This window comes from Streptomyces sp. NPDC006309 (genome assembly GCF_040613095.1).
GTDB lineage: Bacteria > Actinomycetota > Actinomycetes > Streptomycetales > Streptomycetaceae > Streptomyces.
On record NZ_JBEXRO010000015.1, the window covers coordinates 108,278 to 123,025 of the forward strand.

Annotated in this window: 14 protein-coding genes; 7 read left to right on the forward strand and 7 right to left on the reverse strand. The window is 72.6% G+C overall.

Annotated elements, in window-relative coordinates; genetic code table 11:
• Window positions 1-32 precede the first annotated feature (32 nt).
• Together ABZ117_RS20595 and ABZ117_RS20600 are read right to left on the reverse strand one after the other, a co-directional pair.
• Window positions 33-3,407, reverse strand: coding sequence for a pyruvate carboxylase (locus ABZ117_RS20595; RefSeq protein ID WP_356822694.1), 3,375 nt, complete (start codon window positions 3,405-3,407; stop codon window positions 33-35).
• A gap of 306 nt (window positions 3,408-3,713) precedes the next feature.
• A complete protein-coding gene (locus ABZ117_RS20600) occupies window positions 3,714-4,709 on the reverse strand; it encodes a hypothetical protein (RefSeq protein WP_356822695.1) in 996 nt (331 codons plus the stop codon).
• Between the two features lie 376 nt (window positions 4,710-5,085).
• On the opposite strand from ABZ117_RS20600, the gene ABZ117_RS20605 reads away from it, so the two are divergent.
• The 6 genes from ABZ117_RS20605 (at window position 5,086) to ABZ117_RS20630 (ending at window position 10,706) form a co-directional block, all read left to right on the forward strand.
• A complete protein-coding gene (locus tag ABZ117_RS20605) occupies window positions 5,086-6,822 on the forward strand; it encodes an ATP-binding protein (protein WP_356822697.1) in 1,737 nt (578 codons plus the stop codon).
• On the forward strand, window positions 6,819-7,226 hold the full coding sequence (locus ABZ117_RS20610; RefSeq protein ID WP_356822699.1) for a roadblock/LC7 domain-containing protein: 408 nt from the start codon (window positions 6,819-6,821) through the stop codon (window positions 7,224-7,226). The genes ABZ117_RS20605 and ABZ117_RS20610 overlap by 4 nt, the downstream gene beginning before the upstream one ends.
• Window positions 7,227-7,237: 11 nt before the next feature.
• The gene (locus ABZ117_RS20615) at window positions 7,238-7,585 is read left to right on the forward strand and encodes a DUF742 domain-containing protein (RefSeq protein WP_356822701.1); all 348 of its coding nucleotides are present in this window, start codon (window positions 7,238-7,240) and stop codon (window positions 7,583-7,585) included.
• A gap of 13 nt (window positions 7,586-7,598) precedes the next feature.
• The gene (locus ABZ117_RS20620; protein ID WP_356822835.1) at window positions 7,599-8,192 is read left to right on the forward strand and encodes an ATP/GTP-binding protein; all 594 of its coding nucleotides are present in this window, start codon (window positions 7,599-7,601) and stop codon (window positions 8,190-8,192) included.
• Window positions 8,189-9,400 (forward strand): cytochrome P450, encoded by a 1,212-nt coding sequence (locus ABZ117_RS20625; RefSeq protein WP_356822703.1) that lies wholly within the window; start codon window positions 8,189-8,191, stop codon window positions 9,398-9,400. Before ABZ117_RS20620 ends, ABZ117_RS20625 begins: the two co-directional genes overlap by 4 nt.
• A 79-nt stretch (window positions 9,401-9,479) precedes the next feature.
• A complete protein-coding gene (locus tag ABZ117_RS20630) occupies window positions 9,480-10,706 on the forward strand; it encodes a cytochrome P450 (RefSeq protein ID WP_356822705.1) in 1,227 nt (408 codons plus the stop codon).
• A gap of 279 nt (window positions 10,707-10,985) precedes the next feature.
• Here the strand turns inward: ABZ117_RS20630 and ABZ117_RS20635 are convergent, their stop codons facing one another.
• From ABZ117_RS20635 to ABZ117_RS20655, 5 genes are all read right to left on the reverse strand, one after another.
• On the reverse strand, window positions 10,986-11,411 hold the full coding sequence (locus ABZ117_RS20635; protein ID WP_356822707.1) for a hypothetical protein: 426 nt from the start codon (window positions 11,409-11,411) through the stop codon (window positions 10,986-10,988).
• Between the two features lie 75 nt (window positions 11,412-11,486).
• Window positions 11,487-11,930 (reverse strand): hypothetical protein, encoded by a 444-nt coding sequence (locus tag ABZ117_RS20640; RefSeq protein WP_356822709.1) that lies wholly within the window; start codon window positions 11,928-11,930, stop codon window positions 11,487-11,489.
• 107 nt (window positions 11,931-12,037) lie between these two features.
• Window positions 12,038-12,169: a hypothetical protein gene (locus tag ABZ117_RS20645; protein ID WP_356822711.1), complete on the reverse strand. Its 132-nt coding sequence runs from the start codon at window positions 12,167-12,169 to the stop codon at window positions 12,038-12,040.
• Window positions 12,170-12,244: 75 nt separating this feature from the next.
• Window positions 12,245-12,745 (reverse strand): DUF6415 family natural product biosynthesis protein, encoded by a 501-nt coding sequence (locus ABZ117_RS20650; protein ID WP_356822713.1) that lies wholly within the window; start codon window positions 12,743-12,745, stop codon window positions 12,245-12,247.
• 369 nt (window positions 12,746-13,114) lie between these two features.
• Window positions 13,115-13,834, reverse strand: a complete 720-nt coding sequence (locus tag ABZ117_RS20655; protein ID WP_356822715.1) for a GntR family transcriptional regulator — start codon at window positions 13,832-13,834, stop codon at window positions 13,115-13,117.
• A 55-nt stretch (window positions 13,835-13,889) separates the two neighbouring features.
• Between ABZ117_RS20655 and ABZ117_RS20660 the strand changes: the two genes are divergently transcribed.
• Window positions 13,890-14,705, forward strand: a complete 816-nt coding sequence (locus tag ABZ117_RS20660) for a methyltransferase domain-containing protein (protein WP_356822716.1) — start codon at window positions 13,890-13,892, stop codon at window positions 14,703-14,705.
• Window positions 14,706-14,748: the final 43 nt, after the last annotated feature.

Consider the following 14,748-nt stretch of genomic DNA (forward strand, 5'->3'; position numbering starts at 1 on the left):
CCCCGTGCCGGGGCGGCGCTGGGTGGGTCAGGTCAGGTCAGTTCGGCGAGGAGGTCGCCGCCCTCGACCTGCTGGATGCGGTTGATGGCCAGGCGGGACACCCGGCCGGCCTTCGGGGCGGTGATCGTGGCCTCCATCTTCATCGCCTCGATGGTGGCGATCGTGGCACCGGCCGCCACCTCGTCGCCCTCGGTGACCGCGAGGGTCACCACACCGGCGAAGGGTGCCGCGACATGGCCCGGATTGCCGCGGTCGGCCTTCTCCGTCACGGGAAGGTCGGAGGCGGCGGCCCGGTCGCGGACCTGGATGGGCCGCAGCTGGCCGTTGAGCGTGGACATCACGGTCCGCAGACCGCGCTCGTCGGCCTCGCCGATCGCCTGGAGCTCGATCAGCAGCCGGACGCCGGGCTCCAGATCGACGGCGTACTCCTTGCCCGGGCGCAGGCCGTAGAAGAACGCCTTGCTGTCCAGCACGCCGGTGTCGCCGAAGGTCTGCCGGTGCGTGTCGAACTCCCGGGCCGGGCCGGGGAACAGCAGCCGGTTGAGGGTGGCCCGGCGGTCCTTGGCCAGCCCGTCGCGGTCCTCGGCGGACAGCTCGGGGACGGGCTTGGCCGCGGCCCGGCCCTGGAGCGCCTTGGTGCGGAACGGCTCCGGCCAGCCGCCGGGCGGGGTGCCCAGCTCGCCGCGGAGGAAGCCGATCACCGAGTCGGGGATGTCGAACCGGTCGGGGGTCGTCTCGAAGGCCTCCGGGGAGACGCCGGCGCCGACCAGGTGCAGGGCCAGGTCGCCGACCACCTTGGAGGACGGGGTGACCTTGACCAGCCGGCCGAGGATGCGGTCGGCGGCGGCGTACATCGCCTCGATGTCCTCGAAGCGGTCGCCGAGACCGAGGGCGACGGCCTGGGTGCGCAGGTTGGACAGCTGGCCGCCGGGGATCTCGTGGTGGTAGACGCGGCCGGTCGGCGAGGCGAGGCCCGCCTCGAACGGGGCGTAGATCTTCCGGACGCTCTCCCAGTACGGCTCCAGGTCGCCGACGGCCTGGAGGTCCAGGCCGGTGGGCCGCTCGGAGTGGTCGGTGGCGGCGACGATCGCGGACAGCGACGGCTGCGAGGTCGTACCCGCCATGGAGGCCACCGCCCCGTCCACCGCGTCGGCGCCCGCCTGGATCGCGGCCAGGTAGGTGGCGAGCTGGCCGCCGGCGGTGTCGTGGGTGTGCAGGTGCACGGGCAGGTCGAACTCGCGGCGCAGCGCCGAGACCAGCTTGGCGGCGGCCGGCGCGCGCAGCAGGCCGGCCATGTCCTTGATCGCCAGGACGTGGGCGCCGGCGCCGACGATCTGCTCGGCGAGGCGCAGGTAGTAGTCGAGGGTGTAGAGCCGCTCGGCCGGGTCGTTGAGGTCGGCGGTGTAGCAGAGCGCGACCTCGGCGATCGCCGTGCCCGTCTCCCGTACGGCGTCGATGGCGGGCCGCATCTGGCCGACGTCGTTGAGGGCGTCGAAGATGCGGAAGATGTCGATGCCGGTGGCGGCGGCCTCCTGCACGAAGGCGTCGGTGACCTCGGTCGGGTACGGGGTGTAGCCGACGGTGTTGCGGCCGCGCAGCAGCATCTGGAGGCAGATGTTGGGGACGGCCTCGCGCAGGGCGGCCAGCCGCTCCCAGGGGTCCTCGGCGAGGAAGCGCAGCGCGACGTCGTAGGTGGCGCCGCCCCAGCACTCCAGGGAGAGCAGCTCGGGCAGGGTGCGGGCGACGACCGGGGCGACGGCGAGGAGGTCCTTGGTGCGCACCCGGGTGGCGAGCAGGGACTGGTGGGCGTCGCGGAAGGTGGTGTCGGTGACGCCGATCGTCGGCGACCGGCGCAGGTGGCGGGCGAAGCCCTCGGGACCGAGTTCCACCAGGCGCTGCCGCGAACCGGCGGGCGGCTCGCCCGCGGGCAGCGGGGGCAGCTTGGTCAGCGGGTCGAGCACGTCGGGGCGGGCACCGTGCGGCTTGTTGACGGTGACGTCGGCGAGGTAGGTGAGCAGCTTGGTGCCGCGGTCGGCGGAGGAGCGGGACGTCAGGAGGTGCGGGCGCTCCTCGATGAAGGAGGTGGTGACCCGGCCCGCCCGGAAGTCGGGGTCGTCCAGGACGGCCTGGAGGAAGGGGATGTTGGTGGCCACGCCCCGGATGCGGAACTCGGCGACCGCGCGCCGGGCCCGGCCGATCGCGGCCTGGAAGTCCCGGCCCCGGCAGGTGAGCTTGACCAGCATCGAGTCGAAGTGCGCGCTGATCTCCGTGCCGGCGTGGGTGGTGCCGCCGTCGAGCCGGATGCCGGAACCGCCCGGCGAGCGGTAGGCGCTGATCCGGCCGGTGTCCGGGCGGAAGCCGTTGGCGGGGTCCTCGGTGGTGATACGGCACTGGAGGGCGGCGCCGCGCAGGGTGACGGTGTCCTGGGAGAGGCCGAGGCCGGCGAGGGTCTCGCCGGCGGCGATCCGGAGCTGGGCCTGGACCAGGTCGACGTCGGTGACCTCCTCGGTCACGGTGTGCTCGACCTGGATGCGCGGGTTCATCTCGATGAAGACGTGCTTGCCGTCGCGGTCGAGGAGGAACTCCACGGTGCCGGCGTTGCGGTAGCCGATCTCGCGGGCGAAGCGGACGGCGTCGGCGCAGATCCGGTCGCGCACGCCCGGGTCCAGGTTGGGGGCGGGGGCCAGCTCGATGACCTTCTGGTGGCGGCGCTGCACCGAGCAGTCCCGCTCGTACAGGTGGATGACGTTGCCCTCGCCGTCGGCGAGGATCTGCACCTCGATGTGGCGCGGGTCGATGACGGCCTTTTCCAGGAAGACGGTCGGGTCGCCGAACGCGGAGGCTGCTTCGCGGGAGGCGGCCTCGATGGACTCGCGCAGCTGGGCCGGCTCCGTGACGCGGCGCATACCGCGCCCGCCGCCGCCCGCGACGGCCTTGACGAAGACGGGGAAGCCGATCTCGTCGGCGGCGCGCACCAGTTCGTCCACGTCGTCGGAGGGCGCGGAGGAGCCGAGCACGGGCACTCCGGCGGCCCGGGCGGCGGCGACCGCGCGGGCCTTGTTGCCGGTCAGCTCCAGCGTGGCCGCGTCCGGGCCGACGAACGTGATGCCCGCTTCCTCGCAGGCGCGGGCCAGTTCGGGGTTCTCGGACAGGAAGCCGTATCCGGGGTAGACGGCGTCGGCGCCGGCCCGGCGGGCGGCGGCCACGATCTCCTCCACGGAGAGGTAGGCCCGTACGGGATGCCCGGGCTCCCCGATCTCGTACGCCTCGTCGGCCTTCAGCCGGTGCAGTGAGTTGCGGTCCTCGTGCGGGAAGACGGCGACGGTGCGCGCGCCCAGTTCGTAGCCCGCCCGGAACGCGCGGATCGCGATCTCTCCACGGTTGGCGACCAGCACCTTGCGGAACATCCTGGATTCCCTTCAGCTGCCTGCCGGCGACGAACACCCTGGTGTCGGCCACGCCTGCCGTATCTCGCGGCCACCCTAGGGGGTGTCCGCACGGGTCGAGGTGCGAAAACCATCACATCGACGGGGTGGCCGACGCCACACGTCCGCGCCGGCCCGGCCCCGCCGGGGGTGGTCACCACATCACCAGTACAGCAGCCTGCGGCCCGGAGCAGCAGCCGGTGGCCCCGGGACCTGTCGTCCGGATCATGCCCGGCTCGCGGGCCCTGGCACCGCGCCCTGATCCGGCCTGATCCGGACGGAGAGACCCTAGCGGTCGACGCACGGCGCCGGAACCTTCGACCGGGTCGTTCCGGGGCGGTCGACGGGGGCGGGCGAGTACGCGGGGGCCGGCACGGTGCGGATCGCCTCGGGGCCGGGGGCGGGGGCGGAGGCAGGGGCGAGATCGCAGGTGGGGGCGGGGATCAGGGTGGGAGCGGGGGCCGTCGGGGTCCGGGTGGGAGCGGGCGCCGTCGAGGTCCCGGGGGGAGCGGGGGCCGTCAGGGGCCCGGGGGCGGGTGAGGGGTCCGCCGCGTGGGCGGCCAGGGACCGTACGGCGGCGCGCAGCCGCTCGCCGCGGCCGTGCAGGAGCCCGAGGACGACCGCCCCGCCCACCGCGACCAGGTGCTCGCGGCCGGCCAGGTTGGGCACGGCGATGGACTCCCACACCATCGAGCCGCCGGTCATCGTGAACACCACGGGCGCGCGCCGGATCACCGCGAGATAGGTGAACAGGCCGACGACGGCCGCGGAGGGCCCGGTGTCGAGGACGTGCCCGGCCTCGGGCGGCAGGCCGAACCCCCACCAGCCGGGGCCCAGCGCGATCATCAGGCGGGCGGTGAGGGTGCCGGCCAGGGTGGTGGCATAGGCGATCGCCAGGGTCCGGGCCCGGCCGAGGGTCAGTTCGGCCCAGGCGAAGGCGAGGAACAGCTGGGTGATGCCCGCCCACACCGGCAGGTCGAGGGCGGGGACGTACAGCGACACGGGGGTGCGCAGCAGGGACAGCCACAGCGGAAGGTCGGCCCGGACGCCGCCGAGCCGCCGCACCCACACCGCTCCGGTGGGGTGCTGGGCGATGTCGTGGAAGAAGACGACTCCGGCCGCGGCGACGAACGCCAGCAGCAGCCCGGACAGGCCGCGCCGCGCGAACTGCCGCACGGGATCGACGACGATGGCCTGCCACTCGACCCGCAGTGTGCGCCCGGTTGACCGGGCGAGCCGCAGGAGCAGTGAGCGGGACGGGCCGGTGTGCGGTTCAGTGGTCATGAGGCACGGCAGCCCATCGCCGTCGCTTCCCCCGTCATCTCCATCGCCCCTTTCACCTCGCACCCGGTGGTCCGGCGGGGCGAGGCGTTTGTCCGTCCTGCGGCCGTTTCGGGCGCCATCGTACCGATGTGCGGATCTCCCCCGGCCGACCCACCCCTGCCCGTGTACCCCGGAACGCATCCGAGTTCACGGTGAACACACGTCTGTGACCGTCCAGTTCCTGGAACGGACAGGGAATCTTTCTGTTTCGATCACGAATTCTCGTATAGTGACCGCCAGTTCACCACCGGTGTCACCACCCACCAGCCGTACGCCTCCCGACCGCACGTCTCCCAGCCCCACTGCCCGCATCTGCCGCGAGGACCAGACCGGACCGATGACCGCGCCCACGCATCCCGGCGAACGACCTTCCCTCCGCACGTTCGTGTCCGCCCTCGCCGTGACGGCGGTGCTGTCGGCGCTCGTGGTCTGTACGGCCGTGGCGATGGCTCCCGGCTCGGTGCGCACCCCGCTCGCCTGGGGCACCGGCACGGCCGCGGTCGTCCTCAGCGCGGCGGTGGCCACGGCCGCGCACGCCCTGCGGAGCGCCAGGGACACCCGGCGCAGGCTGGAGGGCGCCACCCAGGACATCGGGCGACTGCTCCAGCAGCAGGCCCGCGCGACCGAGGAGGCGCGCCAGGAACAGCAGCGCCTGATCGACGAACTCGCCCGGCAGCGGACCGAGTTCACCGAGTCGTTCGCGGCCGAACGCGCACGCCGGGAGGAGGAGGCCGCGCGGGAGCTGGACCGGCTCGGGCAGGACAACATCCGGCTGTCGCGGGAGCTGGACCTCGCCCGCCGGGAGCGGGCCGCCGCGGTCTCCGCGACCTCCAACGCCGCCGCCCGGATGCAGGCCCTCGCCACGGCCACGCTCGCCGACCTGCGGGCGATGGAGGAACGGCACACCGACGAGGACGTACTCGCCGACCTGCTCCAGCTCGACCACCGCACCGCGCAGGCCGGCCGGCTCGCCGACTCCATCGCCGTCCTCACCGGGGCCCGGTCGGGGCGCCGGTGGGCGCGGCCGATCGGGATGGAGTCCATCCTGCGCGGCGCGATGGGCCGGATCGCCGGGTACCGGCGGGTACGGGTGCACTCGGTCAGCGAGGCCGCCGTCGCCGGGCACGCCGCCGAGGGAGTGATGCACGCCCTCGCCGAACTCCTCGACAACGCCGCGAACTTCTCGCCGCCCAACGCGGAGGTCCACGTCTACGTCGAGGAGGTGCCGGCCGGCGCCATCGTCTCCGTGGAGGACAGCGGGCTGGTGATGGGCGAGGTGCAGCTGCGCCGCGCCGAGCGGGCGGTCTCCGGTGACGTCTCGGAGCTGGGCGGTCTGACCGGCACCCGGCTGGGGCTGGCCGTGGTCGGCCGGCTGGCCCGCAAACACGGCCTGAAGGTGTCGTTCCGGCCGTCGGCGCGGGGTGGCACGGGCGTGCTGCTGCTCATCCCGCAGGACATCCTCACCGGCCCCGCCCCGGCCGGTCCCGCCACACCGGCCGTCACGGCGGCCCCGGCCGTCACGGTCCCGCGCCAGGAGACCGGCACGCCCGTGCGGGCGCAGACGCCGGCCGCCGTGGACGCCGCCCCGGTCCACGAGTCCGCCGCGCCGCCCCAGGAGGGCCCGGCCGGGCTGCCCAGGCGGCGCCGGGGCCGTACGCTCGCCGAGGCGGAACGCGCCCGGTCCGCGCACGGAGCCGCCGGAGCCCGCACCTCGCCGGGCGCCGACGAGGGCAGGACCCGCGCCGCCCGCTTCAGCAGCTTCCGCCAGGCGGTACGGCCGTCCGCACCCGGCACCCGCCGGTCCGACCCCGCCTCCGCACCCGCGCAGCAGGGCCCGGCACGGGACGACGACGGCACCGGGAATCCGCTCCAGGACGACCACACCTCCGGCTCCGCGCACTCCGTGGCGCCGGACGACCTGACCGCCGTACCCCCTGAGAGCCCCGAGCCCGGCAGCGCTCCGGCCGGGGACTCCCCGCGGGACACCGCCGGCCCCGGCTCCCCCGCCGCTTCCCCTCATCCGCACCAGCACGAGCACCAGCACCAGCACCCGGAAGGCGACTCCACCTCATGACCGGCCCGACCACCGCCGACGACAAGCTCACCTGGCTCCTGGAAGGCCTGCTGGAGAAGACCCCGGGTGCCCGGCACGCGCTCGTGCTGTCCCGGGACGGGCTGAAGCTGTGCCGGACGCCGGAGCTGAGCGTCGACCAGGCCGACCAGCTCGCAGCGATCGCGGCCGGCATCCAGTCGCTGTCGCACGGCGCGTCCGTGGAGTTCGGCGACGGCAGCGGCGGCGTGCGCTCCGCGATGGCGGAGTTCTACGGCGGTGTGCTCTTCATCGTGGAGGCGGGCGCGGGCGCCCATCTGGCCGTGATCGCCGCGGAGGACGCGGACGCCGGGGTCGTCGGCCACAACATGAGCGAACTGGTCGAGCAGCTCGGCGCCTACCTGACCGCCCCGCCCCGTACCTCATGAGCCGTCCGGGCATGAACCGGCCGGGCCGGGACGACGCCCCCGACCGGCTGTACACCCTCACCCAGGGGCGCAGCGGCACCGGCCCCGACACCCCCTTCGACCTGGTCACCCTCGTGGTCGCCGAGTCGGAGCCGGTGGCCGGCATGCAGTCGGAGCACGTGGCGATCCTGAAGCTGACCCGGTCCCCCACCTCGGTGGTGGAGATCGCCGCCGAGCTGCGGCTGCCCGTGAGCATCACCCGGGTGCTGCTGTGCGACCTGCTCGCGGCGGGCCGCGTCAGCGCCCGTCATCCGCACCGGCCGGCCATAACCGACCCCGACATCCTGGAGCAGGTGCTCGTTGGACTCCGCAACCTCTGACGCCCGCACCCCGTTGGGTGCCTCCGCCGACCAGGGTTTCAAGATCGTGGTGGTGGGCGGTTTCGGCGTCGGCAAGACCACGCTGGTCCGCTCGGTCAGCGAGATCCGTCCCCTCACCACGGAGGAGACGATGACCCGGGCCGGTGAGTCGGTGGACGACATCCGCCAGGTGCGCGGCAAGTCCGCCACCACGGTCGCCTTCGACTTCGGCCGGATCACCCTGGACGCGCGCAACGTGCTGTACCTGTTCGGCGCGCCCGGCCAGGAGCGGTTCTGGTTCCTGTGGGACCAGTTGTTCGCCGGCACGCTCGGCGCGGTCGTGCTGGTGGACACCCGCCGCATCGACGACTCCTGGTACGCGATCGACCGGCTGGAGCACCACGGCACGCCGTTCATCGTGGCCTGCAACGACTTCGGCGGTCCCGTCCGCGCCGGTGCGGACGTCCGCGAGGCCCTCGACCTGGATCCGCGGGTGCCGCTGCTCGACTGCGACGCCCGTTCCCGGGTGTCGGGCAAGCAGGTGCTGATCACGCTGGTGCAGCACGTGAAGAACCGGTACGCCGACCCGTCCGCGCGGGCGGGCCTGCCCCGACAGGAGTTCGTGTGACCACCCCCGACGCCGTCCCGCTCAGCGGACCCCGGTTCCAGACCGAACCCGCCCGTCTCTACCGGGAGATGCGGCGCGACCACGGCTCCGTCGTACCGGTGCTGCTCGACGGTGACATACCGGCCTGGCTGGTCCTCGGCTACCGGGAACTGCACCAGGTGACCGGTGATCCGGCGCTGTTCAGCCGGGACTCGGACCTGTGGAGCCAGTGGGAGAACGTCCCCGCGGACTGGCCGCTGCTGCCGATGATCGGCCGCAGGCAGCCGTCGATCCTCTACACCGTCGGCGAACGGCACCGGCAGCGCGCGGCGATGGTCGGCAACGCGCTGGAGGCGGTCGACCCGTCCGAACTGCGGGGACACGCCGAGCGGTTCGCGGACGAGCTGATCGACGCGCTGTGCGGCGAGGGCGAGGCCGACCTGATCGCCCAGTACGCGATGCTGCTGCCGGTACGGGTCCTGGCCCGGCTCTACGGCTTCCCCGACGAGGACGGCCCGGGGTTGGTCACCGCACTGAACGACATGATCGACGGACGGGAGCGGGCCCTGGCCGGGCAGTCCCATCTGGCCTCCTCCATGGGCCGGCTGCTCGCGGAGCGGACGAAGGAGCCCGCCGACGACGTGGTCTCCCGGATGCTCGCCGACGACAGCGGGTTCAGCGACGAGGAGATCGTGCAGGACCTGATGGTGATGCTGGCCGCCGGCCACCAGCCGACCGCCGACTGGATCGGCAACTCGCTGCGGCTGATGCTCACCGACGACCGGTTCGCAGCCTCGCTGTTCGGCGGTCGGCACAGCGTCGCCGAGGCGATGAACGAGGTGCTGTGGGAGGACACGCCCACACAGAACGTGGCGGGCCGCTGGGCCGCCCGGGACACCCACCTCGGCGGCCGGCGCATCCGGGCCGGCGACCTGCTGCTGCTCGGCCTCCAGGGCGCCAACTCCGATCCGCAGGTGCGTACCGACGCCTCCGCGCTGACCGGGGGCAACAACGCGCACTTCTCCTTCGGCCACGGTGAGCACCGCTGCCCGTTCCCCGCGCAGGAGATCGCCGAGGTGATCGCGCGGACCGGCATCGAGGTGGTCCTGGACCGGCTGCCGGACATCGACCTGGCGGTGCCCGCCGAGTCCCTCACCCGTCGGCCCTCGCCCTGGCTCGGGGGTCTGACCCGGCTGCCCGTCCGGTTCACCCCCGTACCCGCCCTGTGATCGCGGGCCGCCTCGGCCGGCCCGCTGCCGCGGCGGGACAGGCGCAGTACCCCGACCCCGCCCTGGGAGGCACGTCACGATGACGACCGGTACCGAAGCACCCCGTATCGCCCTCGACCCCTTCGTCACCGACCTGGACGCCGAGAGCGCGGCACTGCGCGCGGCCGGCCCGCTCGCCGCCGTCGAACTGCCCGGCGGCGTCCCGGTGTGGGCGGTCACCCGCCACGCCGAGGCGAAGGCGCTGCTCACCGATCCGCGGCTGGTGAAGGACATCAACGTGTGGGGTGCCTGGCAGCGGGGCGAGATCCCCGCCGACTGGCCGCTGATCGGCCTGGCCAACCCGGGCCGTTCCATGCTCACGGTGGACGGCGCCGACCACCGCCGGCTGCGCACCCTGGTCGCGCAGGCGCTCACCCCGCGCCGGGTGGAGCGGATGCGCGGGCGGATCGAGAAGCTGACCCAGGACCTGCTGGACGCGCTGCCCACGGACGGCTCGACCGTCGACCTGAAGGCGGCGTTCGCCTACCCGCTGCCCATGTACGTCATCGCCGACCTCATGGGCATCGACGAGGCGCGGCTGCCCCGGCTGAAGGTGCTGTTCGAGAAGTTCTTCTCCACCCAGACCCCGCCCCAGGAGGTCGTGGCGACCCTCACCGAGCTGGCGGGGATCATGGCGGAGACGGTGGCGGCGAAGCGGGCCGAGCCGGGCGACGACCTGACCAGCGCGCTGATCCTGGCCTCGCAGGACGGCGACCGCCTCACCGACGAGGAGATCGTCTCCACGCTCCAGCTGATGGTCGCGGCGGGCCACGAGACGACGATCTCGCTGATCGTCAACGCCGTCGTCGGCCTCTCCACCCACCCGGAGCAGCGCGCCCTGGTGCTGTCCGGCGGGGCCGACTGGCCGGCGGTGATCGAGGAGACCCTGCGCTACGCGACCCCCACCTCCCACGTCCTGATCCGGTTCGCGACCGAGGACGTGCCGGTCGGCGACCGGGTGATCCCGGCCGGGGACGCGCTCATCGTGTCGTACGGCGCGATCGGCCGCGACGAGCGGGCGCACGGCCCGACCGCCGGGGAGTTCGACATCACCCGTGAGCCGTCGGCCCGTCACATCTCCTTCGGGCACGGCCCGCACGTGTGCCCGGGCGCCGCGCTGTCCCGCCTGGAGGCGGGGGTCGCCCTGCCGGCCCTGTACGCCCGCTTCCCCGGCTTGGAGCTGGCGGTCCCCGCCGCACAACTGCGCAACAAGCCGGTGGTCACGCAGAACGACCTGTTCGAGCTGCCGGTGCGGCTCAATCCGTAGTCCGGCACGGAGCGGGCTTGACTTCGAGCGCGCTCCAGCTCGCGGCGTCGCGGACTCACGCGCTGACGGGAGCAACAGAAGGTCCCGCCCATCCGCCACGGGGGAGGCGGACGAGCGGGGCCGGTCAGGCACCACCCGGTTCTCACCGGGCAGCAACATCGCTCAGAGCAGGCGATCTGGCTGCCGCTACGATCGGCGTCATGTTCCCCTCCTTTCCATGGGGCGGGAGCCCGGCGTCTCGACCACTTGACCTTCGCGAGAGTGAGAGTGGTCGGGGCGTCAGTCTGCGTAGTGGGGATAGGCGGTCGGCTTCGGCGCGATCTGTTCCTCGGTGAGCACCGGCACGGCGAAGTTCCCGGTCACCAGCACGTTCTGGTAGGACCAAGTGCCGATGTCCACCTGCCGGCCTCCGGCCTCCATCTCCCAGTCAGCGTCGGGGAGCTTCACGACGACGTCGCTGCCGCAGATGAACGAGCGGTTGGCCTGCGTGACGATCCACCTAGCCTTCTCCGCCTCGGTGTCCCTTTCACGGCAGCACCGGTCGGCGATCTGCCACAGCTTGCGCCACGAGACGCCCGGCGTGAGCGGGCCGACGTAGGCGAGCTGCCGGCCGTCGACGAGCCTGCTCGCGTAGGTGAAGACGGGCCCGAACATGCTGAAGACGGTCACCCGGCCGCGGTCCTTCGCAGCTTCAGCAGTCGCCATAAAAACTCCCGATCTGTACTGAAAGCCCGGAACATGGGGCCGGACTCTAGCGGCTGCCACTGACAGTGGCCGGAGTCAGCAGCAGGGGCCGTCGCCGCAGCAGGCCGGCGGGTTGCAATCGGCCGCCGTGCCCCAGAGCCGGTCGTCGACCTCGAAGCCCTGCGCGCGGATCTTGTCGACGGTGTGGGTCATCAGGCCGCTGGTGCGCGTCTTGCTGTTGGGCCGGTGGTGCAGGAAGTAGCCGAACTGCTCCTCGCACCAGAGGGCGTACTCCTCGGTGTGGAGCATGAAGGTGTGCCAGCCGGGGTCCACCGTCGCCGACGGCGCCATGGTGTCGCCGGACTGGGTGACGCCCATCGTGTAGCACATGGCGATGGCCTGGTCCTGGATGCGTGCGGCGACGCCGCGCTCCAGTCCGTACTCCTCCGCGCAGAAGTCGGTCAGCCGCTCGAACAGCGCGGGCGTCACGAGGTCCTGGCCGCGCCGCAGAGCGACCGGCCTCTCAGGAGCCACTGTCATGTCGAAGTTCCTCTCTGTCCTTGGTGTCTCTCGGGGGCCTGCCCCTGTCTCTGAGCCTGTTCAGCGCAGGAGATCAGGGACCGGCGTTCTTGGTGGTACGCCATCGGCTACAGCGGCCGGGCGATGCCTCGCGGCAGGAACAGGTCGCGGGCCCGGTGCTCCGCCCGGGCGTCCGCGTCGCCCTGGCGGCGGGCGTACTCGGCGCACGGGTCGCAGCCGCGGGTGCGCGGCGGGAACACGTCGGGCTTGTGCGATGCGGCCCTGACCCGGAGCGGTCGCCCTGGGACCCCTGACCCCGGGGCGGGGGCATCCGCTCAGCGAGCGGGGCGCGGGTGCTGTGCGCAGGCGGCGTGGATGCGGCTCGTCAGGGCGCCACCCGAGTTGCCGACCCGGTCGTACGGCACGGTGTCGTCCGTGGCGCGTATCGGCCGGTCGCAGGCGACACACATGCCCTGTCCGGTGAGCGCCTCGTAGTGGTCGCACAGCGCGGTGAGCGTGCGGGCCAGCCTGCGGGCGTACGTCAGCGCACCGTGCGGGTCGGCTGCTGCCTTGACGCCGAGCTTGCCGCGCGCTTCGCCGACGCAGGCGAGCGCACAGTACCGAGGGATGTCGTTCGACGACAGACGGGCCGTGATCTGCTCGACCTCAGGGATGATCAGCTGCATGTGCCCGCGAAGGGCCAAGGTCAGCGTGGCGAGCTGCTCGCCAACCGGCGGCTGCACCGTCTCGTGCGGGAGCAGCAGCGCGATGCTGCCGCGCATGGTGTCGGTGTCCACCGGGACGGTGGCGGCAGGGGCCGGACGCGTTCGGGTCATCAGGAGCTCCCCGCCTGGCGGTGCCGCGGGCAGGCGCATGGCGGGTATGCGGTGCTCATCAGGGGCAGCGGCTGGTTCCCGGACGTAACGGTGACCGTGCCGCGCTCCTGGGTGATCGCGCCGTAGCGGTCCAGGGCGTAAACGCGCATCGTCGTCCCGCTGCCCCGTGGGCTCGGTTGGGGTCGGACGGTACCGTTCGCCATGTCGACGCTCCTCAGTGGCGTTGGCCGCGCCCGGGGCCGTGTCAGCGGTCGCCGGGCTTAGCGTTCCGGCAGCCGAGCACAGCGCGGCCGCTTTCGCGGCGCGCCTGCGCGGCACAAGAAGAGACTGGACCGGTGGACCGGTCCAGTCAAGCCTCTGGAGTGAGCACTACCCCATCGGGTATCGGTCGATCTCCTCATAGACGTGCGACGGCGTGACACCTTCCTCGCACACCAACGCGCGATGTTCCTGGTCACGTGCCGTGTGCAGCACTACGGCCACAGCGGCTGGCTGCTCCACTTCGAGCAGGTGAGCTTCCTCGTTCCTGGCCAGCCGGATTGTGGTGATGTCGATGCCTTCGGAGGGTGAACGGCCGGTTTCTCGGCGTACATAGTGCGTGGTGCCCTCGGCGATGGGCCCGGGCAAAGCAAGACGGGGCGCCGCGTCAGCGACGTCAGGCGGGAACCAGGCGGTGACGATGGTTCCGGGCGAACCGTCGTCGAGCAGCACCAGTCTCATGCGCCGTAGCGCCGTCTCACCCGGCTTCAAGCCGAGGGCGTCAGCGACGTGCGGGGGTGGCGCGAGCCGGTCTGGCATGCCCAGCCGGCGGTAAGGCGCGCCGCCCGTGACGCGGCTGGAGCCAACATGGCGGCCGCCCGCTGGTCGCGCGACCGGCGTGTCCACGACCGTGAACCCGGCGCCCTGCCGGGCAACGACCAGACCGTCAGCCCTCAGCACCTCGTACGCCTTGACCACCGTGGCCCTGGATACCCGCCACTGTTCGGCCAGGTCACGGCCCGAAGGCAGCAGCTCTCCCGGACCGAACTCACCGGCCGCGATCCGGGTCCGCAGATCTTCGGCGATCTGCTCGTACTTCAGCAACGGCATGGGCGTCTTTCCGATCGCTGGACTGGTCCACCTTTCGGGAACCAGAATGCCCCCCATGACACTGCCTGAGCTAGCGCCGGAGATCGTGAGGTTCTACACCGAGACCATCAACGAGGCGGACCGGCTGTCCACGACAGCGGACGGCCGGCTGGAGATGGTGCGCACCCAGGAACTGCTACGCCGCCACCTTCCCTCACCGCCGGCCCGGGTCCTCGACGTCGGCGGCGGCCCGGGCGCCCACGCGCGCTGGCTCGTCGAGGACGGCTACTCGCTGCATCTGGTCGACCCGATTCAGCGCCACATCGAGCAGGCCAAGGCAACGGGTGCCACCGTCGAGCTGGGTGACGCCCGCCAGCTCGCCGCCGACGATGCGTCATACGACGTCGTCCTGCTCCTCGGCCCCCTGTATCACCTCATCGATTACGCGGAGCGGCGCCAGGCGCTCGCCGAGGCGCGCCGAGTGCTCAAGCCGGGTGGCCTGCTCGCAGCGGCGGGCATCAACCGGTACTCCAGCCTTTTCGAGCACGCCGCCTTCGCACACCTCCACAAGGAGGCGATCCAGGCGAGCATCGGCGGCATCCTGGGTACCCAGATCCATGACGGGAAGAGGGCGTTCACCGCCGCGTACTTCCACAGCGGGGAGCAGCTGCGCGGCGAGGTGGCCTCGGCCGGGTTCGATGGTGCCGAGGTCTACGGGATCGAGGGACCAGCCTGGTCCATGCTGGCGGCGGCCGAACGGAACACCGGCGACGACTTTCGCGACACTCCCCTGTTCGAGTCCGCTCTCACGGCCGCGCGCATGGCGGAGCCCTACCCGGAGCTGCTGGCCGCAAGCTCCCACCTGCTGGCAGTCGGCCGCCGTCCGACGTGACGAAGTGTCCCCGCCGCCCGAGAGCCGCGGAGCTATACGTGGA